22 protein-coding genes are annotated in these 22,556 nt (G+C 43.9%); 4 read left to right on the forward strand and 18 right to left on the reverse strand.

All coding sequences use genetic code 11. The features are described from left to right. Positions 1-76: 76 nt before the first annotated feature. The 4 genes from Q397_RS0117085 to Q397_RS0117100 are packed head-to-tail and all read left to right on the forward strand — an operon-like array spanning position 77 to position 4,604. Positions 77-1,609, forward strand: a complete 1,533-nt coding sequence (locus Q397_RS0117085) for a xylulokinase (protein WP_028880452.1) — start codon at positions 77-79, stop codon at positions 1,607-1,609. Then, entirely contained in the window at positions 1,606-2,370 is a 765-nt protein-coding gene (locus tag Q397_RS0117090; RefSeq protein WP_028880453.1) for a Frag1/DRAM/Sfk1 family protein, read from the forward strand. The genes Q397_RS0117085 and Q397_RS0117090 overlap by 4 nt, the downstream gene beginning before the upstream one ends. Beyond that, positions 2,363-2,983: a CDP-alcohol phosphatidyltransferase family protein gene (locus Q397_RS0117095; RefSeq protein WP_028880454.1), complete on the forward strand. Its 621-nt coding sequence runs from the start codon at positions 2,363-2,365 to the stop codon at positions 2,981-2,983. The genes Q397_RS0117090 and Q397_RS0117095 overlap by 8 nt, the downstream gene beginning before the upstream one ends. Next, positions 2,976-4,604 (forward strand): cyclic peptide export ABC transporter, encoded by a 1,629-nt coding sequence (locus tag Q397_RS0117100; protein WP_028880455.1) that lies wholly within the window; start codon positions 2,976-2,978, stop codon positions 4,602-4,604. The genes Q397_RS0117095 and Q397_RS0117100 overlap by 8 nt, the downstream gene beginning before the upstream one ends. Here the strand turns inward: Q397_RS0117100 and Q397_RS24440 are convergent. The 18 genes from Q397_RS24440 to Q397_RS24785 form a co-directional block, all read right to left on the reverse strand. Further along, positions 4,569-5,471, reverse strand: a complete 903-nt coding sequence (locus tag Q397_RS24440) for a phosphatidate cytidylyltransferase (RefSeq protein ID WP_084149102.1) — start codon at positions 5,469-5,471, stop codon at positions 4,569-4,571. The genes Q397_RS0117100 and Q397_RS24440 overlap by 36 nt on opposite strands. Further along, the gene (locus tag Q397_RS0117110) at positions 5,462-6,274 is read right to left on the reverse strand and encodes an SDR family oxidoreductase (protein ID WP_028880456.1); all 813 of its coding nucleotides are present in this window, start codon (positions 6,272-6,274) and stop codon (positions 5,462-5,464) included. The genes Q397_RS24440 and Q397_RS0117110 overlap by 10 nt, the downstream gene beginning before the upstream one ends. Next, positions 6,267-7,823, reverse strand: coding sequence for a TolC family protein (locus Q397_RS0117115; protein ID WP_169738011.1), 1,557 nt, complete (start codon positions 7,821-7,823; stop codon positions 6,267-6,269). The genes Q397_RS0117110 and Q397_RS0117115 overlap by 8 nt, the downstream gene beginning before the upstream one ends. Before the next feature lie 72 nt (positions 7,824-7,895). Further along, positions 7,896-9,044 (reverse strand): glycosyltransferase family 4 protein, encoded by a 1,149-nt coding sequence (locus Q397_RS0117120; protein WP_028880458.1) that lies wholly within the window; start codon positions 9,042-9,044, stop codon positions 7,896-7,898. After that, entirely contained in the window at positions 9,041-9,769 is a 729-nt protein-coding gene (locus Q397_RS0117125) for a CDP-alcohol phosphatidyltransferase family protein (protein ID WP_028880459.1), read from the reverse strand. The genes Q397_RS0117120 and Q397_RS0117125 overlap by 4 nt, the downstream gene beginning before the upstream one ends. 5 nt (positions 9,770-9,774) lie before the next feature. After that, on the reverse strand, positions 9,775-10,905 hold the full coding sequence (locus Q397_RS24780) for an ATP-binding cassette domain-containing protein (protein ID WP_084149104.1): 1,131 nt from the start codon (positions 10,903-10,905) through the stop codon (positions 9,775-9,777). 15 nt (positions 10,906-10,920) lie between these two features. Further along, positions 10,921-12,048, reverse strand: coding sequence for an FtsX-like permease family protein (locus Q397_RS0117135; RefSeq protein WP_028880460.1), 1,128 nt, complete (start codon positions 12,046-12,048; stop codon positions 10,921-10,923). Beyond that, on the reverse strand, positions 12,048-13,181 hold the full coding sequence (locus Q397_RS0117140; RefSeq protein WP_028880461.1) for an ABC transporter permease: 1,134 nt from the start codon (positions 13,179-13,181) through the stop codon (positions 12,048-12,050). Before Q397_RS0117140 ends, Q397_RS0117135 begins: the two co-directional genes overlap by 1 nt. Before the next feature lie 21 nt (positions 13,182-13,202). Continuing rightward, positions 13,203-14,102 (reverse strand): efflux RND transporter periplasmic adaptor subunit, encoded by a 900-nt coding sequence (locus Q397_RS0117145; protein ID WP_028880462.1) that lies wholly within the window; start codon positions 14,100-14,102, stop codon positions 13,203-13,205. Positions 14,103-14,208: 106 nt separating this feature from the next. Beyond that, positions 14,209-15,537, reverse strand: a complete 1,329-nt coding sequence (locus Q397_RS0117150; protein WP_084149105.1) for an adenylyltransferase/cytidyltransferase family protein — start codon at positions 15,535-15,537, stop codon at positions 14,209-14,211. Positions 15,538-15,542: 5 nt separating this feature from the next. After that, positions 15,543-16,679: a phosphonopyruvate decarboxylase gene (aepY, locus tag Q397_RS0117160; protein ID WP_028880464.1), complete on the reverse strand. Its 1,137-nt coding sequence runs from the start codon at positions 16,677-16,679 to the stop codon at positions 15,543-15,545. Beyond that, positions 16,676-17,956, reverse strand: coding sequence for a phosphoenolpyruvate mutase (gene aepX / locus Q397_RS0117165; RefSeq protein WP_205618856.1), 1,281 nt, complete (start codon positions 17,954-17,956; stop codon positions 16,676-16,678). The genes aepY and aepX overlap by 4 nt, the downstream gene beginning before the upstream one ends. Positions 17,957-18,033: 77 nt before the next feature. Next, positions 18,034-19,008, reverse strand: coding sequence for a glycosyltransferase (locus Q397_RS0117170; RefSeq protein WP_156950764.1), 975 nt, complete (start codon positions 19,006-19,008; stop codon positions 18,034-18,036). A gap of 166 nt (positions 19,009-19,174) precedes the next feature. After that, positions 19,175-20,587 carry a glycosyltransferase family protein gene (locus Q397_RS0117175; RefSeq protein ID WP_028880467.1) on the reverse strand — a complete coding sequence of 471 codons (1,413 nt, stop codon included), beginning with the start codon at positions 20,585-20,587 and terminating at the stop codon, positions 19,175-19,177. Beyond that, positions 20,588-20,704, reverse strand: coding sequence for an IS3 family transposase (locus Q397_RS25595; protein ID WP_420864645.1), 117 nt, complete (start codon positions 20,702-20,704; stop codon positions 20,588-20,590). A gap of 101 nt (positions 20,705-20,805) precedes the next feature. Further along, complete coding sequence (locus Q397_RS0117180) at positions 20,806-21,405, reverse strand: 2OG-Fe(II) oxygenase (RefSeq protein WP_156950765.1); 600 nt, start codon at positions 21,403-21,405, stop codon at positions 20,806-20,808. A 32-nt stretch (positions 21,406-21,437) separates the two neighbouring features. Beyond that, positions 21,438-22,286: a D-alanine--D-alanine ligase family protein gene (locus Q397_RS23165; protein WP_051610247.1), complete on the reverse strand. Its 849-nt coding sequence runs from the start codon at positions 22,284-22,286 to the stop codon at positions 21,438-21,440. Between the two features lie 3 nt (positions 22,287-22,289). Further along, positions 22,290-22,556, reverse strand: a 267-nt coding sequence (locus tag Q397_RS24785) for an integrase core domain-containing protein (RefSeq protein WP_240475098.1), incomplete at its 5' end; no start/stop codon positions are given.

Here is a 22,556-nt window from a genome sequence, read left to right on the forward strand (position 1 = left end):
TGCAAAATTAACTGTTATTAAGCTAGTGAAATTGCTAACTTAATCAACCCTCATTTCGTTTATTGGTGTTTTTCATATGTCTCCTTATGGGCGTTTTATTATCAGCTTTGATTTGGGCACATCTTCTTTCAAAGCTGCGCTGTATGACCAAAAGGGATCACTCGTCGCCAAAGAAATGCAATCTCTCTCCATTCATTACCCACAAGCGGGCTGGGCAGAACAGGACCCCGAACAATGGTGGGCCTTGGCGCAAACGCTCGTAAAAGCCTTAAAAGCAAAGAACAAGCTTCAGAACGATCAGATTAGTGCACTCGTTTTTACAACACAGATGTGCTCGACAATTGCTATTGACGAAGATGGGACGCCGCTTACCTCTGCGATAAGCTGGCTGGATACACGCAGTGAAGACCTCGTTAAACAAAAAGTTCGTGGAATTTTCAATTTATTTGGTTATGGCCTAAGGGCTGTTCTTGAATGGCTGTATATTTGTCGGGGGGCACCGAACCTTTCGGGTAAAGATCCTTTTTCAAAATATCTTTGGATTAAAGAAAAGCGACCTGATATTTGGATGAAAACCAGATACTGTCTTGATGCCAAGGATTTTTTGCTTTTCAAATGCACCCATCAGGCAAAAACTTCGCCCGATAGTGCTTTTTTTACATGGCTTGTAAATTTCAAAACCCGGAAATGGTCGGATTATCTTATCCGTCGTAATGGTTTTGAGAGAACGAAACTACCCGATATTGTCGAGCCAACAACACTCATTGAAGGCGGGCTTTCTGTTGATGCGGCCAAACATCTTGATTTACAAGCTGGCACATCAGTTGCCATAGGCCTTGGGGATATCACATCAACGGCCCTTGGATCCGGTGCTACATTGAATGGAAAACCCCATTTATATTTTGGGACAAGCAATTGGGCTGCTGCACATATCCCATCCCCGAAAGTCTCCCCTTTTACTTATATCGGTTCCATTTGCTCGGCCTTTTCAAACAGGTCGCTTTTGATTGCGGCGCAGGAGAATGCGGGAAATATTCTTGAAACGATGACGTCATTTTTGACGGACGGTTCCAGTGTGAGGGCTTTTTTCAGCCTTGCAGAACAAAGCTCGCCAGGGGCGAATGGGGTTATGTTTATGCCTTGGTTAAACGGTGAACGCGCTCCTGTTGATGACAGCAATATTCGTGGTGGTTTTCTAAATATTGGGCCGACAACCACAAAAGCTGATATGGCACGCGCTGTTATAGAAGCCATTGTTTATAATCAATTTTGGGCAACAGGATATCTCTTTAAAATGGCAAAGAATAATCAACCAACCGATATCCCCGTTGTCGGTGGTCTGGCCCAAAGTGATCTCTTGATGCAGACCTTGGCAGATGTTTTTCAAACGAGTTTCATTCGTTCTCATAACCCCCAATGGGCGGGTACAAGGGGAGGCTATTGTTGTGCGGCTTCGGCACTGGGCTGGTATTCTGACTTAGATCAGGCCTGTGCTTTGAAAGAGGCGACAACGACCTTTCATCCCAACCACGCACAAGCCGATTGCCATCAAAAGCGTTTTATCCGCTTTAAGAAAGCTTATAAACAGGTCAGGGGATGGTATAAATGACCCTGAAACAGGAAAGAGCGCAAAATCAGTTTCGCCGATTATTTATAAATTCATTTCTCATCGATGTTTCTTACATTGGTGTTTTTGTTTTTGGCATGCTTTCGATCCTTGTGGCACGTCTTGTCTTTAACCTAGACCATTCTGACTGGTACGAAAGAACTGTTCCTACCATCAGCAAAACAGCTGCCTTTGAACCAGCTTCCAGCTATTTCAGCGTGATTATGGGGTTAAGCGGTATTTGTATTCTTGTTTGTTGGACTTACACATATTTTTTCAATCATTTTTGTCTGAAAAGTCTCGGTAAGCCGGCTGTTCCTTTTTACAAATGGAATTACCTCACCTTCTTTTTGGGGCTGGGCCAAGGCATGTCGGTCATTATGATGTCGGCAATCAGTCTGGAAACGAATGAATATCTTCATATTTTGTTTTCTATCGGCACCTTTACTTTTGGGGCCTTGAGTTTTGTTAGTGAAAGCTATTTCTTGGGGCCATGGCGCAAGCTGTGCCAGCAAAGACCGCATGTTTCCTATAAAATCAGGCGTATTTGTGCGCTCGTTGTCAGTGCTTTATCTTTGATGTTATTATATTTTTTCATTTTTCGTAAGAGCGGTCATTTTGCAGATTTTTATACAACGCAAATTTTCTATGTGATGTGTGAACATCTGCTGGCAACGCTGAGCTTTAGCTATAGCCTGATGCTTTTATGGGAAAACCGGGGTCAATTACTCCAAATGAAACGAAAGTTGACTGCCTATGATTGATGGCAATTTTAAATCCTCCATCGATAAAATCTGGAATTTTCTGGCGAAAAGTCTGGTGACAACAGGTGTTTCCGCAAATACCGTCACCTTTTGCGGCTTTCTGTTTATGGTGATTGCCAGCGCGCTTTATCCTTTCTGGAATAACACCGCCGGTTTTGCTTTAGTCATCTTGGTTATTTTTGCTTTCGATTCATTAGATGGGGCCGTTGCGCGCATGAGTGACAGCTGCACATCATTTGGCGGTTATATGGATGCGATTGTAGATCGATATCAGGAAATTGCTGTCTACGCCGCCTTGGCTTATACACATGATTGTTGGGAAGCGGCGTTTTTTGTAATCACAGGCTCGCTCATGGTCAGTTACACGAAAGCCCGAACGGCTGTTGAACGGCCCATTGAAAATGATAACTGGCCCGATCTGATGGAACGTCTTGAGCGTGTCCTTGTTCTTTGTGCAGGCCTCTTTCTGTCTGCCTTTATCACCCTTCCGGAAAGCTGGCCGTTTTCGTATATGACAGGCCTGCTTACTCTGATGGGGGCACTGACATATTTCACGGCCTTTCAAAGATTTTTCAGAGCAAAGAAAATACTGGAAAAGAAGCTTGATGATTAAAGAACTTGCCCTCTTTTATCTAGGCCGTGCAAAAAAATCATGGGGTGTCATCATCGTGATGTCCACCCTTGCATCTCTTGCACATGGCATGTTGTTAGGTGTTGTGAATTATGCGGTTGAAAGTCAGGGGAATGGTGAGGCCTTATGGGGAGAACTGGGCCTGTTTGTTTTACTGTTCCTCATTTATTTAAGTGGTGTTTATTTTTCTATCTACAAAACCACTGAAGCAATCGGCTATATGATGCATGACTTGCGTATCGAGCTCAGTCGTAAATTTTTAAAAGGCAAAATCCAGTATATTGAGCAATATAAAAAGGGTGAAATTTATGCGCATTTCACTGCTGACATTGACCAGCTTGCCAAAACAGCCTTGCGCTTAATCAAAACATTTCAGGCAGCGATTGTTTTAGTTTTTTGCGTTCTCTACATTGCATGGCTGTCTGGTCTTGGGTTTGCCCTTCTTCTATGCGGGTTGCTATGTGGTGTCGCAGCCTACCTTTTTCAGCACAAAAAAGCGCGTATTAGCCAAACTGTCGCGCGCGATGGCGAAGCCCAGTTTTTTGAAACGCTTAACGACGAACTATACGGGCTAAAAGAATTAAAGCTTAATAAAAATAAAAGTGATGATCTGTTTTCAAAACAGTTCGCCATTTCAGAAAAATTCCGTTTTCATTACACAAAGTCAGAATTATTCTTTTTTATTAGCTTTCTGGTTTCACAAATTAGCCTGTTTATTATTCTTGGTTTAGCGATTTTTCTACCTCAGGGGATGATTGCTGATAATACAACGCTACACTTCCAGATCCTGACGGCCTTGCTTTTTAGCCTAAAGCCGATCGAAGAAGTGGTGGATTCAATTGGGTCTATTACAAGAGGCGGCGTCGCTCTGTCGAAAATCAAGAACCTGTCTCATAGGTTGGATGAATTTTCTGAAATCCAGAACCTTGTCAGCGAAGAGCCCAAAATCCCCAAATGTATTGAGCTTAAAAATATTAAAATGAGCTACCGATCTGAAAAATATGGGGAAAGCTTTCATCTTGGTCCCCTTAGTCTGCAAATACAAAAAGGCGATACCGTCTTTATTGTCGGCGGGAACGGGTCTGGTAAAACGACGCTTCTAAAAGTTTTATCGGGTCTTTATGTGCCAAGTGAGGGGGAGATCCTGATCGACTCTCATCCTCTTTCTGCTGAAGATATCTTTACATATCGTCAGAACTTTTCCGCTATTTATTCCGACTTTCATCTTTTTAGAACGCTTTTTGGTTTAAAGAATCCCGATCAGGAAAAGGCTAAGGCCTATCTTGAACGTTTTAAACTCATGGACAAAACGTCCCTTGAAGGAAACCAATATTCAACGGTTGCTCTGTCAACAGGGCAGAAGAAGCGACTTGCACTGACAACCTTGCTGCTAGAGAACCGGCCTTATATTATCTTTGATGAGTTTGCGGCCGACCAAGACCCTGAGTTCAGAGTTTTCTTTTATAAAGAGCTATTGCCTGAGCTGAAAGAAATGGGAAAAACTGTCATTTGTGTGACCCATGACGATCTTTTCTTCGATGTCTGCGACCACCTTATCAAACTTGATCTAGGGGGTGTGGTTTTGGATGAAGTCCACCAGTAACAAGACGATAGAACCCACTAAAAACGCATCATAAATATCAAGAATACCCCCATGCAAAACAGTCACGGGGGCAAAGTCTTTACGTCCCAAATTTCTTTTATAGGCCGATACCAAAAGATCCCCAGCAATGCCCGAAAACAGAATACAGGCTGACAAGGCAATAAAAGGAAACCAGTCCATCTGGTAAACGAATTTATTTAATAAGAATGCAGCAAGAAACGCACTTGCAAGCCCGCCAAGATAGCCTTCTAACGTTTTGCCTGCGCTCAGTTTAGGGAACACCTTGTGTGTGCCAAAACTACGACCAAACAAATAGGCAAAACTATCACTGGTTTCCAGCAGAATATAAACAAGCCCGACCAGAAGGAAGCGGTCATCGCGTATACCTAGTAACAAAAGCGCTTCGATACTAACAAAAAAAGCAACAAGCCCCATGATAAGCGGGGCTTTACATGCCGCAGAGGCAAAGCCTACGACAAGGGCAAGACAAATTGCCCAGACAAATGGGTGCCAAGAAAGAGGCAGTGTATATAAAGAAATAAGAACCACGCCTGCGAGCCCATAGGTGAGTGGAAGTTTTTTTACAAAAGGGTCCTTGCTTGAACGATTGATTTCAATCAGTTCAAATAAGCCTCGGCCCAATAAAATGGAAAGAAACAGGCCATACCAATATCCACCTAAAAAAGCAGGTGCCATCACCAAGGCAACAATGGCGGCTTGCACAGAGAACAAGCGGCGAATTTCATCATATTGATCAGAAAGTGCTTGAAAAAATTTGAGCACAAAAAGAACAATAGCACCGACGCAAAATAAACTTGCCCCAATCCCCAATAATAATTCTTGTGGCGTAAGACTTTCTAGGGACATTTTCGTTTTACAAGCTGATCAAACCAGAAACTTAGGACAGGAAAAATTAGACTTCTCAAATAGCTCAACGCAGTAATCATTAGTCCGGGCGTAATCAAAAAACGTTTCTTTTGTGATTTTGAGACGATCACCTTTGCCACATCTTGCGCAGTCCAAAGATCAGCTGTACCTGCAATAACAGTTGTTTCCTGTGGTCGAATATCTTTTTCACCATGATATTGTGGCGTGTCTGTATCCGGGGGAAAAGCAATACTGACACTGACCCCCTTGGGCTTCATTTCTGCGCGTAAGACTTCTGCCAAACCATGTAAGGCAAACTTAGTCGGGCTATATGCCCCGTACCCCCAGACCCCGATTAGTCCGGCCGCTGAGGAAATGAGTGTGATTGATCCTTCAGCCTGTTTCACCATGTAAGGTAAAGCGGACTTAATCACATGAACAGACCCCATGTAATTTACATCCATAGTGCGTTTGAATTGCTCAATGGTTAAATCCATGAAATGACCGGGCTCTACAATGCCGGCGGATAAATATAAACATGATGGTGGACCGGCGTTTTCAACCGCTTGGGCAACGGCTTTTTCTACAGCTCCTTGTTGCGACACGTCGCAAGTAAAATATGAAATCTGCTGGCTTTCGCTGACAGCCTTCTTCTGTAACAGGGCTTGGGCTGCTTTTAGGTGGTTTTCCTGTCTTGCTAACAGTGTGACATGATGACCCTGAAGAACCACCAGTTCGGCAATCGCCAAACCAATGCCACTGCTGCCCCCGCTAATAATCACATGCCCCATTTGCTTAGCCATCAACTGTGCTTAGCTCAGCAAGCGGCAAGGATTGGATTTGTTCAGCGTTGATGATAAGATTTTCATCCTTATCAGTTGTCATAGTACCTGTGACAAAACGTAACTCGGCCAAAGCCTGTGCATAATCACTTTGGGCTTTGATCATGCTTAGGCGGCCTTCTGTCAGTCGGTCTTCGACACTGATCATGTCTGTCATGCTGGCTTCGCCGAAATTCAATTTCCGTTTTGTCTCGATAGCCACTTCTTCCATAAGTGCGAGTGACTGGGCAGATAGCTCATAACTTCTGACAGCGGATTTTAACTTATCGATAGTGACATTGATTTCATTCCGGATGGACCGTTTCAGCTGTATGAGCGTAATTTCTTTCTGATTAAGATTTTCCATCTCGCCATACATCGCCCCATTCGCCGCATTATTGCCCAGCGGATAGCTAAGGGTTAGGGACATCGAATAATCGGGACCATTGCGTTCTTTATGTTCGTAAAGGTTGCTTGTTTTTCCACTGTCAAAACCGGGAATAGCCGAGGTATAGCCTCCACTCATCCCCAAATCTAACGAGGGCAAGGTATCATCTTTGGATTTATTTAAAGATATCTGTGCAGCCTCAATAAGTTTTTCCTGGGCTTTTATATCAAGACGGCGCAGCAGAGCGAGAGATAGAAGCTTATTTGCATCTAATTTATCTAAGGTTGCCATGTCAGCCGGAAGGGGAAAAGTGCCGACCACTTCTGGCAATTCCTGATCTTCACGGTTACCCATTGCCAGCGCGAGGCTTTCCTGACTTTCATATTTGGCTTGGCGTCCAGATTCAAGGTCGACTTCTCGCAAGCGTAATTCTGCAAGTGAACGTTGATATTCGACTCCTGCAAGTTCACCGCCGAGCTGTCTTTCTTCAAGTGTATTTGCGGTATCGCTCGCTCTTTGCATAGTGATTTGGAGGTTGGTGAAATTTTCTTTGGCTTCTAAAGAAGACCAATACGCAATAATTGCCGCGTAGGCCTGTTCGGAGATATCATGTCCAGAGGCATAGCGCGTGGCTTCAAAAGTGCTCTGGGCTGCTCTTTTGGTTGATGTGACCGCATCATAACCACCGCCTTGTAATAAAGGTAGTGTGATCGACAAGGACCAATCACTTGTCCCAATTGTGCGGGCAGGGCTATGTGCAAGACGCGATGTTGCGATGGTGTTGGAAAGGGCAACTTCAACACTGCTTTCGAATTTTTTGCTCAAACCCATTTCATAGCTTTGTGAACGGGTGGTCTTTTCACTTTCAACGCCGGTTGTGGTGCTGATGACAGCTTCATCGGTTTTGGAACCACCCACACTCCCGCTGAGACCAATATCAAAATCGCCTTCTGATGCTTGTACATCAGCACGCGCGCCGCGCACCTCTGATTTTTTGATTTCAACTTCACTATGCTGATTGATTGTCCGGCTAATCGCTTCATCGATGGAAATATCTTCAGCATAGGCCCCTGATGTTGCTAACACGCTACATAAAGAAGCACTCAAAAACAGATGCGATATCGTTTTGTCGGCAAAAGTCATAGAAAAATCCAAATCCATATCTATTAAGGGGGTAAACATACAATGTCGGGCAATCTGTCTAAAAGAGAAAAATCATTTATTTTTAGAAACTATTTTACCACGCCTTTTTATAGCTTCCTTATAAACGTCTTCCCATTTCCCAACCCAGCTTTCAATATCGTATTTTATAGCTTGCTCTCTTCCCCATACAGAAAGCTCCGTACGAAGTTTTTCATCACCTAACAGGGTTAACAAACGCTCTGCCAACTGATCTTCATCAGTGGGTGTAAAAAGGCAATGCTCTACTTTTTCATGAAGGATTGTTTTATAGCCACTATTGGCTGCTGCGATGACGGGAACACCTGTTGCCATTGCTTCCACAAGCACAATACCGAAACTTTCCCCGTAATGAGCGGGGGAGCAAAAGACATCGGACTTTGCCAGCCAATCTATTTTTTCGTCTTCATTGATATAGCCCAAGACATGAACGTCTTGAATGTTGCGCCCTTTAATCGTCTTTTCCAAAGCCTTTTTGTCTTCACCATCACCGGCGATGACCAGACGAATGTTACCTACTTGAGTTTTGATCTTTTCATAGGCTTTGAGAAGGGTAAGAACGCCTTTGCGTGGATCCAGTCGGCTTACAAAAAAAATCGTCTGTGGTCCTGATGGATCAAGGTTGCGTTTAACTTTCAAAAAACTTGAATAGTTAATACTAGGTGGCATCAAGCGGATCGGGTGGGTTGGGCTTTTGTATAAATGGGCAGCAGGGGAGACAGAAACGGCGCTCACGCCATCAAGCCAGCGATAGAGCAACTGGCTGAGTCTGTAAAAAACCTTGCGGGTTAGATTACCGCTTAAAGTTTCAGGTGGTGTATCATGGAAAGTCGCCACCCGTGCCGTATTTTTACACATAGACAATATTTGAAAGGACAGAAAGGGATCCCAGATGGTGTGGAAATGGATGACATCAAACTGTTGGTCTGCCAACCACTGTTTCAGTCTTTTCTTTTCTTTTCCCCAAACGAGGGAGGCATCAATCTGGGTTTCATTGAAAACAAAAGATGTGCTTTTGCCGAAAAGGGCGATGCCTTCCAAACAGCTTTCTGCATTATTTGTTTTCGGTGCGATGACCCAAACGTTATGCCCGCGTTTTCGAAGACTATTTGCGAGATCAAGAATATGGACCTGCACCCCGCCGGCGCGTTCAATATCATAGGGACATACAATAGCAATTTTCATGAAAGGCCCTTTGCAATACTGATCTGGGTAAAAATAAAATCGATCAAGGCATAGATAAAAATCCAGCCGACCAGAATGTCACCATAACCCAAAAAACCAACCAGTAGGAAAAACAGCGGATAAATATGGTCGAGACTACTGACAACAAAAAAGACATAGTCCATGAGACCATATACTTTTTTTTCCGTACGGCTATAAACCTCGCGATCTGCTTTTTGCAACGATTTTGCATAAACCCGCGACAGCCGTGCTGCCGTTGTAAGCCACGCTCCGGCGAGACAAAATATCATTTCAGAGATGCCTTCACTGCCTTCTGTCGTATTGTAGAAGATAAGCGCCACTGTCAGATAAAGGGAAAACCGGAAAAAAACATCTGTGATGAAATCAAGGTAATGGCCTTTAAGGCTCACCTGATTGCTGGCTCTTGCCATATCACCATCTACATCATCCAGCAGATAAAGAATAAAGGTGAGTACAGACAGGAAAATAAAAGCCCAGACAAAGGGTAGAAGTGCAATGAAGGGTAAAAACAAGCAAATTATTAATGAAAAGACGCCGATCTGGTTAGATGTTCGATTTAGATTTAGTAACAAGGCGGCAAGGTGAAAAGAAACGGGGCGAATAAAAACATAATTGATCCACTGATTATGTTTTTCATCCTGAATCTTTTCTTCGCCAAAGGAAGCTTTTATCGCTTTGACAGAATATGGTTTGGCACTGCTCAATGTCTTTACCCTGCCTGCATATAAATATTTCGGATTTCATCACCCAAAGCGGGTGGGTTTTCAATAACGGATAAGAAATCGTTTTTGTTCAAAAGATACGCTTCTACATCGGATTGCGCGGTAATAGTTGCCGCGCGGGGCTCGTCATTCAACAAGGCAAGTTCTCCAAAGGATTGCCCTCCCCCCAGAACGGCAACCTCTTGACTGATACCGTTTTTTTCAAGCGAAGCGACGGCACGACCCGTATCGATTAGATAAAAATGCTCCCCATGATCGCCTTGTTTGATGATGATCTCACCAGGTTTATAGCTTTTGCGTTTTAACTGGTGGGCAACATTATTCAGGATACTGGCTTTCACGTCTTTAAAAACATGACAGTGGTTGAGATATTCACAAATACGCAGATGTTCTTTAATCAAAATATTGCTGTGGATATGTCCATCAACCATATTCACAATCCGGTCTGCCGCATCCAAAATTCGGTTATCGTGGGTAACAATCAATACCGTTGCTTTTTCTTCTTGCGCACGTTCCTTAAAAAGTTCAATGACCATCTGCCCTGACTCCTGATCAAGGGCAGCTGTGGGTTCATCTGCCAAAATCAGTTTGGGATGATTGATTAAGGCTCTGGCAATTGCAACGCGTTGCTTTTGTCCTCCGGAAAGTCGACTTGGTTTATAGGTCATTCTTTCACCAAGCCCCAATCTTTGCAAAAGTTCTGTGGCTTCTTTTTCAGCTTGTTCGGGCGATGGTTTGGGGATTTGTAGTTGCATGGCGACTTTAAGGGTATCAAGCGCACTTAAGGATTCAAACAGATTGTGATGTTGGAAAATGAAGCCTATTTCTTTTCGCAAGTCATGTTTGCCGTTATCTGATAAATTTAAAAGTTCGCGTCCCAAAAACTGGATGCTCCCTTTTTGCATACTGCGTAACGCTCCAATAAGAGTCAGTAGTGTTGTCTTCCCTGAACCGGACGGGCCGGTCATAATCACGATTTCACCGGGATAAATCGTGAGGTTATTATCAAAGAGAACCTGCTTTTCACTTTCGCCCTTACCGAATGAATATTCAACATCCACCGACTTGATTGACGGGATAAGCCCTTCGTTATCAATACTTAATCTATCAAGTTCCATTGTCTATCACTTCCATTAATAGAGATCGGCAGGGTCGACGGTCAGTACTTTACGCATGGCCAAAAAGCCAGCAACCAGACACATAATCAACGTCAGAAAAAAGATAAAGGAAACTCTATAAACGTTGAAATCCATAATCAATCGTGTTGCATCTGACGTAATTTGATATATGAGCGTAGAAATCAGAAAACCGGGTATGAAGCCTAACACAGCCAACAAAGAGGCTTCTTCCAGAATAACACCATAGAGAAAACGACTGCTGAACCCCATGGCTTTTAATGTGGCATATTGTGCGAGGTTATCCGTGATCTCATTAAACAAAATCTGATAACAGATCACTGTCCCGATAAAAAGGCTGACAATCAAACCAACCCCGAAGATGGCACCAATCGGGGCATTGATAACCGTGTACATAATCTCACGCTGTGCCAGTTCCTGAGGCGTCATGATAACAAGGTCATCATCCAGATTAGCTTTTATTTTTTCCGTAACGGCTTCATGATCCACATTATCCTGAAAACGAAACAGCGCCATAATTAAGAAGGAACCGGGTTGTCGCCAGCTTCCTTCCCCACAGAATAGGGTACCATCATTAATGATGTTCGGCCCGACTTCGACAAATCCAGCAAGGCGCATGGGGCGATCGTCCACCGTCAGGCTATCGCCGACTTTAAATTCACCGAAAATTTCACGTGAACGCACATCATAAAAGCAATTGCCTTGTACTTTCAGCAAATCCCACATTTCAGGGTCCATCCCCTTTAAGCGGAAAGGGCGGCTATCAGGGGGGAAGGCATACATAATGGTCCGTTTTACCTGTTTGGTATCAGGGTTTTTTAACCCGACCCCATCTTTGTAGATGGGAATAGCTTCACTGACCCCGGGGGTTGAAAGCACCTGTTGCACATGGATGGGGGCAAAACGGTTCCATTTATTTAAATGTGTGCGTTTGCTATGGATCAGCACAAGGTCCGCGTTCATCAACCGTGCGATATTGGCCTGACTGTCATTGATGCCATTAAAGAAACCAAGCTGCATGAACATAATGATGACGGCAAAACCGATGCCGCAAATAGACAGAAAGAGCCGCTTTTTATCATGTAAAAGCATGCTTAAACCAATATGAACGGCTCCCTTCTTCATTAAAACAACTCCGCAGGATCAGCATTTTTAACTTTACGCAGTGCCAGTACACCTGCGGTGATGCTCATCAACAGGGTTAAACCCAACACAGTTGCAAAAAGAGAGAAGGTCATTTCCATGGGGAGCTTGCTCAGTCCGTAGATCAATTTGAACAGCAAAACGCAGATGATCCAGGCCGGGAAAAAGCTCATAAAGGTAATGATGAGATTTTGCATGATGCCGATCCCGTAAATAAACGGCACGCTAAACCCCATTGCTTTCATGGTCGCAAATTCATCAAGACGGTTACTAAGCTCTGTTGAAAGCACTTGGAATAGAATGACAAGTCCCACAGCAAAAGCAATAAAGACAGCTGATCGAAACATAATCCCGATTGGTTTGACTTCGATGAAATAGTCCTGTTCGCGCTCGTAAAATTCTTCACGGGTCACGATTAAGACATCATCGGGTAAAAGTGTACGCATCCTGTCGACGGTTTCGTTATGATCAAAGCCTTCTTTTACTTTTAAAAATCCAAGCGTGACATCATCAGCTGTGCGTCCGGACAGGTTGACGAAGTTGCCATTTGACGTGGCCACAGAGCCTTCTGCAAAAAAGAAAAGACCGAGATCGAAAAGCGATGTCACATTAACTTGAGTGCCATTTACATAACCTTGTCGTCCAACTTCAAGGGGGCCGAAATCGGCGTGGGAAAAGCGATCTAGAAAGATAGACTGCCCGTTTGTGATACTTTCAAGCCCAGTGATAAAGTCAGGGTTTTTAATGAATTCTTCTTTACTGTCCATGCCAATGATGAGAAGGGATGATTCTAGTTCGGTTTCTTCATCAACCCAGCGTCCACTTCTTACATTTAATAAAAAGCTGTCGCCAATCGCTTCATCGACTCTTGCTTGAATAATGCGGATACGATCAAAAGGTGGGGCCGTCGCCATAAACTGATAACGGTCACTAGAAAGGGCCAGATCAAAATCGAAATAGTCAAACAGAAGGGTTACTTCTTTTTTGGCCCCATTTAAAAAACCGAGCTGCAGAAAGATCAGCAAAATAGAAAAGGAAATACCGCCCAATGCTGTCAGCGTGCGCTTCATATTTTGAAATGTATTTCCCCAGGCTATTTTAAACACGGTTTGCATGAATCAATGTCTGCCCTGTCTTCACTGCTTAATGCTGACATTGACTTCCATACCGATAAACTTGCTTGCTTCCTCGTTGTTATCAAGTTCAATCCAGACAATAGCCACTTTACGCGCGACATCAATTTCACGCCCAACGCGGACCACTTTACCTGTGTATTTCTCGCTGAGGGCCTTTCCTGAAACGGACGCAGTCTGTCCAAGTTTAACCGAGCCTAAGTCCCCTTCATAAACTTCGCTTTTTACCATCATTTTAGAAACATCTGCGATAACAGCGATGCCGAAAGAACTTGCCGCCCCGACACGGCCTGGCACATCCAGCACCACACCTGATAGTGGGGCGCGAATATCGGCACTTCTTAGATTGATTTCGGCTTTTTCGATCTGAAGTTCCATTTTCTTTTTATCTAGATCGAAACTTTGTTTTTCCTTGAGCAGTTCTGTTTCTTTTGTTCTAAGAATATGCTTTGCATCTGCCACATCGTTATAGCGTTGATCTCGTACAGAATTCACCTGTGCATTCTTGCTTAAAGCTAGATATTTTTTTAATGCCGTGTTGGCGCGGCTTAATTTGAGGCGGGCATTTGCCGTATCAAGTTCAAGTATTTTGGTATTATGTTCATGTGTGGTCAGGAAAATTTGATATTCAAGCTGCAGAGACTTTAATTCCGCTTCCAGCAAATCATAATTACTCAGCTGGGCTACAGGTGCCCCTTGTTTAACTTGGTCGCCTTGATGGACAAATAATTTGGAAATCGTTATCCCACTTGCCCCTGTCAGCCGGATCAAACCACTTTCAGGCATTAATGTTCCTAGGGCACCAATGTCCGGTTTTTCATTGCTTTGGGCGTGCGCGATAGATGCTACAAATAGAAATAGCAGAAGAAGGCCTGCTGGGACCCGCCCTTTAGAGAAAAACATGTTTGCCCCTCAAATTCTTTATTCTCACCAACGGATTAGCCCGCCATAACACATCATACAATCAAATTTTACAATAACTGGCAAGTTATTGTGTTTGTGGTTTGATCTATTCAATTATAATTTTATCCCAAATGTCATTGGTCGGCTGACCAGTGATGTCAGCCTCACCAAGATGACAAATCACGGAAGTCCCTGCGGCCACATCACGAGGTTGATAAAGAACAACATCATTTTCTTTAGAGATAACCTTGCCCTCTACTAAGGTACATAAAACAGGTTGGTCCACCATCGGGCGCACGACACGATCTTTAAGACGGTCCATCATGTTGTTTTTAGCTTCAATGATCGATTGCCTTACTTTGTCATGGTTGTGAAGAACATGATCAAGGGACGAAATCGCGTGATACGGGCCCGTACATTTTTTCTCTAAATAGGTATGAAGGGACAAACTAAATGATGAAACTTCATTTTTTGGAAATTCGTTAAAAGCAACGAAAGCAGCGCCCGTTAGCCCTAACAGGCCTTTACAGGAACTATAGCAAACCACATCTGCGACATTATGATGATCTTCCAGTCCAATACTGCCTGTCGCATCCAAAAGAAAACGTGCTCCAACCTGTTTTGCAAGTTTGCTAAAAGCTAACACATCATTTTTTAAGGCAGAGGCGGTTTCCGTATAGGTGCTTAAGATCCAGTCATAAGAACCCGATACAGCATCTAATTCTTGTAGTGAAACAACCTCGACCACCCCAATCAAGTCGGTTTGAGCGAGCGCCTGTGCCATCTGGACCATTCTTTGGGAATAGTAGCCGCTGTCAATCACTAGGCACTTTCCATACACAAAGTTCGTGATAGCAACTTCGATTGCAAGGCTGGCAGAACCTTGCATACGTGCAATATGGGAATGACCTGTCATTTCTTTTAAATGGCCTAGAACGCGATCTTCAACCACATCGTAAGAGTCATCTCCGCGTCCAAAACAGGGCATCAAACCTTCAAGATTGGCACCGAGTAAACGGCCTGGCCCCGGGGTAAGCAATTTCTTTTTATTTGCAATGGAAACGAGACTGTTCAAAGCACCATGGCGAAGGTCCATACTGGAGATCCTTTGGGTGCGTGAAACTACTTTCAACCGATCCGGCGAGATTTCATTACAGTTGTCGTCGCCATGTAACAATAAGTCGATGTTATATTGATCCAAAACGTCCTCACTGATTAACCACGGGGTTTCCACGACTTCATCAACATCTGACAGGGCTTCCAACAGTTCTTTTCGATATTCATAAGCCATTTCCGGCTTATAGCCTTTTTTGGAGAGAATCTCTTCATCTCGCGTTAATCCGACTACAACATGTCCAATTTTCTTGGCCTGTTTAAGCAACCGGATATGGCCGTAATGCAACAAGGTTGCAGACATATCAACCATGATACGCATGTTGATTATCCTTCGCTTTGTGAATTTGAGAGTTGCATCATAAAACGCTTTTTATTTATTTGAGGGCTTTCTTTGGGGCGTCCCAAATCAGTACGTGAACCGGGTTTAATCATAATTTCCAAAAACACACTTCCTTCAACGTTTTTATAATTCTCCATGGCTTTTAAAAGCTCTTCTTCGCTTGCAACCTGTTGCACATTTTTATAGCCGCAAGCTTTTGCAATAGGGCCTAGATCGAAAGAACCTGCAACGGTTTGCTGTCCACCCACGGAATCATGAACGCCGTTATTAAGCAAAATATGTTTGAAATTTGAGAGGGGTGCTGTTACTAACAAGCCCCCCATATGCATTAAGCACGCCCCATCACCATCAAGACAGAGCACATTTTTTCGAGAGTGATTTATGGCTATTCCAGCCGCGATTTGTGAGGCATGCCCCATGGATCCGACTGTTAAAAAGTCAGAAGCCCCACTCTCGTTACGTGACTTACGCAGTTCATAAAGTTCGCGGCTTGTCTTGCCTGTTGTTGCCACAAGGGTTTCCTCCCCTGATACAGAACTTATCACAAGCTCAATCGCTCTTTCTCGGCTCATGTATGGCTTGTGTTCACTGGTTTGTGCACATTTGTATGATGAAAAAGTGTTTGAGCGCACCAACAGAGCAACTGGTTTTTCATGTTCTTTAGCGATAGAAAGTAAATCGGCAATCATCACGGACCAATCTTGGCAATCTTGATCCAATATTTTGTAAGGGATCTCCAAAACGTTGAGCAATCCTTCGTTGATACGGCCTTGCATCACATGTTGGGGTTCATCTTTACCTTCACCGCGCCATCCTATGATCATCAGCAGGGGAATGCCATAAACCTCAGGTGCGGCCAATGAAACCAGTGGGTTTACGGCGTTTCCGAGACCTGAATTTTGCATGTAAACGCAAGGAATTGTCTGACTTCCCAGATAATGCCCACAAGCTAGGCCGATCGCATTACCTTCATTGGCACACACATAATGGGATAGAGCTTTTTGCGCTGACATAGTTTCAAGTGCCGCAGACACAGGGGATAATAATGAGTCTGGTACCCCGCAATAAAAATCAACGCCATGATCCTTTAAAAAATTAATAAAGCCTAGAGTATCAATCACCCTTCGCCTCCGGGGATGAGTTTCAGGATGTCTTTGATGCTCATACAAAATTCATCTGCTTCGCGCGCACGACCATGTTCAAGAATAGACCGGGCGACTTTTTCCATCGCTGGATAAGAAGCGCGCAGTAAGTGATTGGCGTAAATAACGAGGTTAACACCATAAGAGTGAAGGTCTTTTTCATAAACATCGCTGTAACTTGTCGGCACGACAATTAAGGGCGTATTTTCATTTTCTGCCCTGAATTTTTGACAGAAGGTGGCAATTTCACCCACGGTTTTTGCCCGGCTATGGATCATAATCCCATCAGCGCCCGCGTCGACATAGGCAAACGCTCTTTCAAGGGCATCTTGCATGCCAGCTTCCAGAATCAAGCTTTCAATACGCGCGATGATCATAAAATCTTTTGTTGTTCTGGCAAGCACACCGGCACGGATTTTATCGCAGAAGGCTTCGCATTCTTCTTGTGTTTGCACGACATCCGTTCCGTAAAGGGAATTTCTTTTATTGCCTGTTTTATCTTCAATAATAATTGCAGAAACACCCAAACGTTCAAGTGTACGCACATTATAGCCAAAATGTTCAAGCCGACCGCCAGTATCGCCATCATAAATAAGGGGTTTGCTTGTCACATCAAACAAAGAATCAATACTGGAAATTCGCGCGCTGAGATCGACAATCTCGATATCGGGCTTACCGCGCACGGTTGAATCTGTCAGGCTGGAAGACCACATGGCATCAAATTGATGCACCCCATTTTCATCTTGGATCTTTAACTGGTCTACGAGACAGCCGCTTAAGGGGCTATGAACTTCGATGGTTCTAATTAGTTTACCTGTGGCAATCAGTCTTTTCAGGCTGCTGCGTCTTACATCTGGTGTTGCAGCAAGTCTGTTTTCTTGTTGGCTATATCGTTGGGATAGGATGCCTTTGGTATAAGGAATTTCAATAATAGTTCCCCCCCATTCGGCCATCGCTTCAAAGGCATTGTCCCGGAATTTTTTTTGAACACCTTCGCACCAGTCATCCCCGTGAATCATAAAATCGGGTTTGTACTTGCGCAAATTCGGGGCGTAATCCCATTCATTTTGTTCAACGACCTGTGTCACACCGGAAATATTTTCAATAATTCGCTTACGTTGTTCATACATAAGATACGGCAACTGCTTAAACTGGGTTGCAGCACCATCGGTTAATAAGCCAATGACCACATCGCCAAATTCGCGCCCTTTCTCGATAACATTGATATGTCCGTGATGAACAATATCTGCTGTCATTCCTATATAAACCGTTGGCTTCATTTATTTGTTCCGGCTCCGTCTGAGGCTTATTGTCCAGTACTTGAGAAACAAGCTTACACAACTTTTCTCATTTTAGATTTAAAGTTCATAAAAGGATGCCCAATGGTAAGGCAAAGGTTTATGAATCTGGTCAAGCTTCTGTCATCTTCTATACGAGAGATTGCGTTTTTCTCCAAAATGACTTTTTGATAAATTTCTTTATGTTTTTTGTGCGCTTCTTCTTCATTAACGCCACCTCCATACTGGGCAATACGATAGCGTTTGTTGAAGTGCCCATCCCAGAGGCCAAACACAAATTCACGTAAACTTTCACATCCTTCACAACGCCTTTTATGCGTCATGGAAAAACGGCCCATTTGGGCAATTTTTAACCCCGCACGGCTTGCGCGATAAAAGAAATCCGCATGGGTGTTTTTATTGATTGCTTCTTCCCAACGCACGTCAGAAACTGTTTTATGACGGGCAAGAAAGGCATTGGCAACACGGTCACATTTAACAAAGCCTGGGGCAATAAGGCCATGATGAGCATAATGTTTTTCAATTAAAATATCGTCCTCAAGTTCAAAGGTCGCAGTGCCATAATCCCACGACGATTGCGTGCCGCCAACCAGATCGTAATCATAGTCTTTGAGGAATTTTAGCATACCTGCCAATTCACTTTTGGCCGTAAATTGAACATCATCATCGGTGAGGAAATAAAAGTCAGTTTCCACTCGGTCGATCAGAAAGTTCCGTCCTGCCCCGGCGGTGTGCCCGTCTTCAAAAGGTTTAACGAGCCAGACTACACCCGGAAGGGGTTCGTGCCCATCTTCATAAAGCGGATGCTGACTATCATCACATACTAAGACTTTGATCGTTGGGAAATAGCTTCTTATGGATGTGAGTGACCATGCAACACAGACAGGCCGTTCAAAGGTCTTGATGACAATTGTGATTTCTTGAGCAAGTGTTCGATCCGGATTGCATTGAACAGCCCTAAACTTCTCCATAAAGTCATCTATGATTTTTAGGGCCTTCGTTCGAGACACAATACCCCCCCCCTTTCGCAGAGCAATTATAAATCAATATGTTAGAAAAAAAACGTATCACTAAAAAATATCTAAAACAACACACTCCATAAAATGTTCTTCCTCAAAGTAAATAGAAATGCTGTTTTTCTTGTTTGGGGAGTTGTTGGAAGACTAGCAAAGTTACTTAACAAGAATTTTGAAGGGTCTTGTTTATCTGATAAAGCATTGTTTGCGCGCTGGTCGCTATCTCCAGTGCCTCAAGCGCTACAGAGGAGCGGTGGGTGGTTGGAGGCCGTGAGCCGGTGAGAAGACTCTCCACATAGTCCGCAGATTTTCCCCCTTCTTCAGGATGAAAAAGCTGTCCAGCCCCTGTCTCAGATAAAAGGCGCTGAAGTTCAGGGTGATGCTTGGATAGGGCTAGAATGGGACGGTCTACGGCAAGATAGTCATATGTCTTTGCCGCGATGCGCTGGGGCGTCATGACCGAAAGGGCCAAGAGGTCGGCCTGCGACATTAGTGCTGCAACCTGATTATGAGGAACGGGTGGTATGGGGACAATATAATCGGTAATTCCGTGGGCTTTTGCTTCCTTCAAACTATCTTGATCTAGCTGAGTGGTTGGTGAAAAGCGGATTTTATCAGGCGTCCAGCCCCGTTTTGCCAACTCTTTGAGGAGTGCAAAGAAATGCTGTGGACGGACGAAGTTAGAAAATGTCCCAAGGAATAAGATGGTGAAAGGTCCATTAGGATTTAGCGTGGCGGTTCCCACTCCCATGTCCCCCAGTAAGGCCGCGTCGATCCCACAATGGATATAGCTGAAAAAATCAGCAGGCAATTGTGGAAAAGCTATCCGGTAGTCATTACATGTCGTTTCTGTAACAAGGAAGCAGTGGCTGGCTTGTTGTAAAAAACGGCGTTCAAACCATCCTTCAATCAAGCGAGTGTGCCAGGGGCGACGTCCTGCGCGCAAGTCACAGGGACCCCATGGGTCATCAAGGAGACCAAACAAAGGGAGCCCTGTCTTTTTTGCAACCCGTCGTGCAGATTCAAGCGAGGCAACCGGTGAGGCTTGGGCAATGATGGCATCATAGGGGGTCTTTTTTGCAAGATTTTGGGCAGCGCGCGCGCCGTGTCCCATGAAAAAGCCCATTTCCCCCATGGGCAGCCATTCGACGCTTGCCTTTTTTGTGGGGGAGGAAGGCGAGGCTTTTAGGCGTGTTGATTGGGTGATATTCACGCCTTTGCCTCTAGAGCTAAAGTCTCGAAATACCCTGACATTCTTTGGGATGAAGTCTAAGGTCGCCGGGTCTTTGGGTGCGCTGGGCCACAGGTCGCTGAGCACATCTATTTGACATCCCAGATTGGCCAGACCACGGACGAATTTAATCGAAGTGTAGGAAGCCGCCCGCGCCAAAGGGGGAAAGAAAGGAGCAATGTACAAAAGCCGAAGAGTCATAAAGTCAGGACCAATATTTAGTTTGTTGAGATTGGGCCTATTGTAGTTACTTTTGTCAAGTTTTGCTGCCAGAGCGTATAGCTTTTTAGTTGACCCGTTATTGTTTAGACCTGTACGGAAAAAGTGGAGTGTCTCACTCATTCAGCCAGCCCGTTTTTCATACTTGATGGGGCTGAGGCCATTCAGATATGAATGGCGTTTCTTTGCGTTATAAAATCCATTTATGTATTTGAACAACTCCTTTTTGGCATAGTTCAGACCTGCTCACAAGCGACTGCAGTTCGGCTGAGTTTGACCCACAACAAACTCATGTGATTACTGAATTTCTACGCGAAAACATCTGCACTATAATTCATTGATCACCTAAAAGTTGGTCCATGTATCCAGCAAGCAAGTGAATACCTGTTTCCTTTTGTAACAGGTGAAACTCGATGCAAAATAAATGAAGGAAATATAACAGCAGAGCCCTGCCTTAGGGAGGCTTTATGAATGTTCCCACCAATATTCACTTCAAGCACCCCTCCCTCATAATCATCAGGGTCAGAGAGCTGTATGACCAATGTGAGTTTTCTTCTTGATGCGATTGCTGAGCCACCTAAATCCGTATGCCAATCATAATGCCCGCCCGTTATCTCTTGATAATTTGCGATTTGGATCAACTCAGAAAAGTCAGTCAGGTTAAAATTGAAATGGTTATTATTAATATCAGACACCTCACGCATTATTTTGCGTAAAACCCAATCACCATCTTTTTCCTCATCAATCCAATGAACACTACTTTGGCGAACATCACTTACATTTTGGTTATTTATCAATCCCATATCTTGCATATCATTTTTAGAAAACTGGATAATTTGATCGCATTCAGCGATAGAGAATACATCGTTTGTTGCGAACATTGCAGAACCAACCGTTTTTAGCCATTCAGCTTGAGGAAGGGGAACTTCTACTGGGGACAAGTGTCAATCCAATCTAGATTGCAAATTTAAAGTTAAACAGCTGCTTTTAAATCGGTAAGAGGAGAGCTTATTCTGCTCTGTTCAATACAAGTATGTTGTCTGCTACGTTTCAGAGCAAAATCAATGATGTTTAGAATTAATGCTTCATATGGCATGGCCCCATCCATGTTACAGCAACGCGGAAAATAACTGGATGAAGGCGTCAGGCCGGGGACAAGGTTAGCCTCAATAAAATGCGGGATGCCTTTTGCGTCCATTTTTACATCAATGCGACCAAAGTCTTTTACTTTTAGAATTGAAAACACTTTCTTTGCCAGTTCCGATACAGAGTCCGAAACAGAGTTTTCAACAGCCAAAACACGTTCTTGGTTGCTTGATTTCTCAAAGGCACCCAGAACTCGATCTCCCTTTGAGTTTTTCTGTGCAATAATCTCTACAGGATATGCGTGTCGGGTGTTTGTACTAAGGTCTTCGAGTACAGCGACAGTGAATTCTCTTCCGGGCAGAATTTCTTCAACAATTGAACTTCCTCCATATTGATTGAATAATTCTTCAACCTTTTGAGTATAGCTGGGCCAATCATGAACAATGGAGTTCTCATCCACCCCATTTCCGTTGGCGGCATTTAAGGGTTTAACAAATAGGGGGAGTGGCAAAGGTAGTTGCGTCTCACTCTTTATGCCATCAGGCTGCGTTAAAAAGAATTTAGCCGTGGCTATGCCATTCTCCAACAAAATCGTTTTGGCTTTGCCTTTGTTAGAGTCATATTCAAGGGTCGCGTCACCTGATCCTGTATGAGCGATATGATGCTTTGTAAAAAAGTCAGATAGATTGATTTTATTTGGCGTGCAAATGTGACGTGCCCCACTTTGGTGGTCCAACCGCTATGTTAGTTTCTGGCTATTATTGTCGTCCTGATGTGGCGACTGGAGCGTAGCGTAAGTCAGAACATCAGGACGAGGCAAGAGTGTTTTTGGTGCCGGAGGCTTGTAGCCCAGTGAACTGTGCGGACGAACTTCATTGTAAAACTGCCGCCAGCGTTCAATCAGAACCTTTGCCTCCTGCAAGGTATAGAATATTTCTCCGTTTAAAAGTTCATTGCGAAGCTTGCCGTTAAAGCTTTCGTTATAGCCATTTTCCCAAGGTGACCC

This window comes from Terasakiella pusilla DSM 6293, from assembly GCF_000688235.1.
In the GTDB taxonomy this organism is placed as follows: domain Bacteria; phylum Pseudomonadota; class Alphaproteobacteria; order Rhodospirillales; family Terasakiellaceae; genus Terasakiella; species Terasakiella pusilla.

Excerpts from the sequence above, each read along its gene's own strand:
- Q397_RS0117135 (WP_028880460.1), bottom strand. The coding sequence starts at position 12,048 with ATGAAGAAGGGAGCCGTTCATATTGGTTTAAGCATGCTTTTACATGAT.
- Q397_RS0117090 (WP_028880453.1), top strand. The coding sequence starts at position 1,606 with ATGACCCTGAAACAGGAAAGAGCGCAAAATCAGTTTCGCCGATTATTT.
- Q397_RS0117175 (WP_028880467.1), bottom strand. The coding sequence starts at position 20,587 with ATGAGTGAGACACTCCACTTTTTCCGTACAGGTCTAAACAATAACGGG.
- Q397_RS24440 (WP_084149102.1), bottom strand. The coding sequence starts at position 5,471 with ATGTCCCTAGAAAGTCTTACGCCACAAGAATTATTATTGGGGATTGGG.
- aepX (WP_205618856.1), bottom strand. The coding sequence starts at position 17,956 with ATGACAGCAGATATTGTTCATCACGGACATATCAATGTTATCGAGAAA.
- Q397_RS24780 (WP_084149104.1), bottom strand. The coding sequence starts at position 10,905 with ATGGAACTTGATAGATTAAGTATTGATAACGAAGGGCTTATCCCGTCA.
- Q397_RS0117120 (WP_028880458.1), bottom strand. The coding sequence starts at position 9,044 with ATGAAAATTGCTATTGTATGTCCCTATGATATTGAACGCGCCGGCGGG.
- Q397_RS0117095 (WP_028880454.1), top strand. The coding sequence starts at position 2,363 with ATGATTGATGGCAATTTTAAATCCTCCATCGATAAAATCTGGAATTTT.
- Q397_RS0117150 (WP_084149105.1), bottom strand. The coding sequence starts at position 15,537 with ATGCGTATCATGGTTGATATGTCTGCAACCTTGTTGCATTACGGCCAT.
- Q397_RS0117140 (WP_028880461.1), bottom strand. The coding sequence starts at position 13,181 with ATGCAAACCGTGTTTAAAATAGCCTGGGGAAATACATTTCAAAATATG.
- Q397_RS0117145 (WP_028880462.1), bottom strand. The coding sequence starts at position 14,102 with ATGTTTTTCTCTAAAGGGCGGGTCCCAGCAGGCCTTCTTCTGCTATTT.
- Q397_RS0117110 (WP_028880456.1), bottom strand. The coding sequence starts at position 6,274 with ATGGCTAAGCAAATGGGGCATGTGATTATTAGCGGGGGCAGCAGTGGC.
- Q397_RS0117115 (WP_169738011.1), bottom strand. The coding sequence starts at position 7,823 with ATGACTTTTGCCGACAAAACGATATCGCATCTGTTTTTGAGTGCTTCT.
- Q397_RS0117100 (WP_028880455.1), top strand. The coding sequence starts at position 2,976 with ATGATTAAAGAACTTGCCCTCTTTTATCTAGGCCGTGCAAAAAAATCA.
- Q397_RS0117085 (WP_028880452.1), top strand. The coding sequence starts at position 77 with ATGTCTCCTTATGGGCGTTTTATTATCAGCTTTGATTTGGGCACATCT.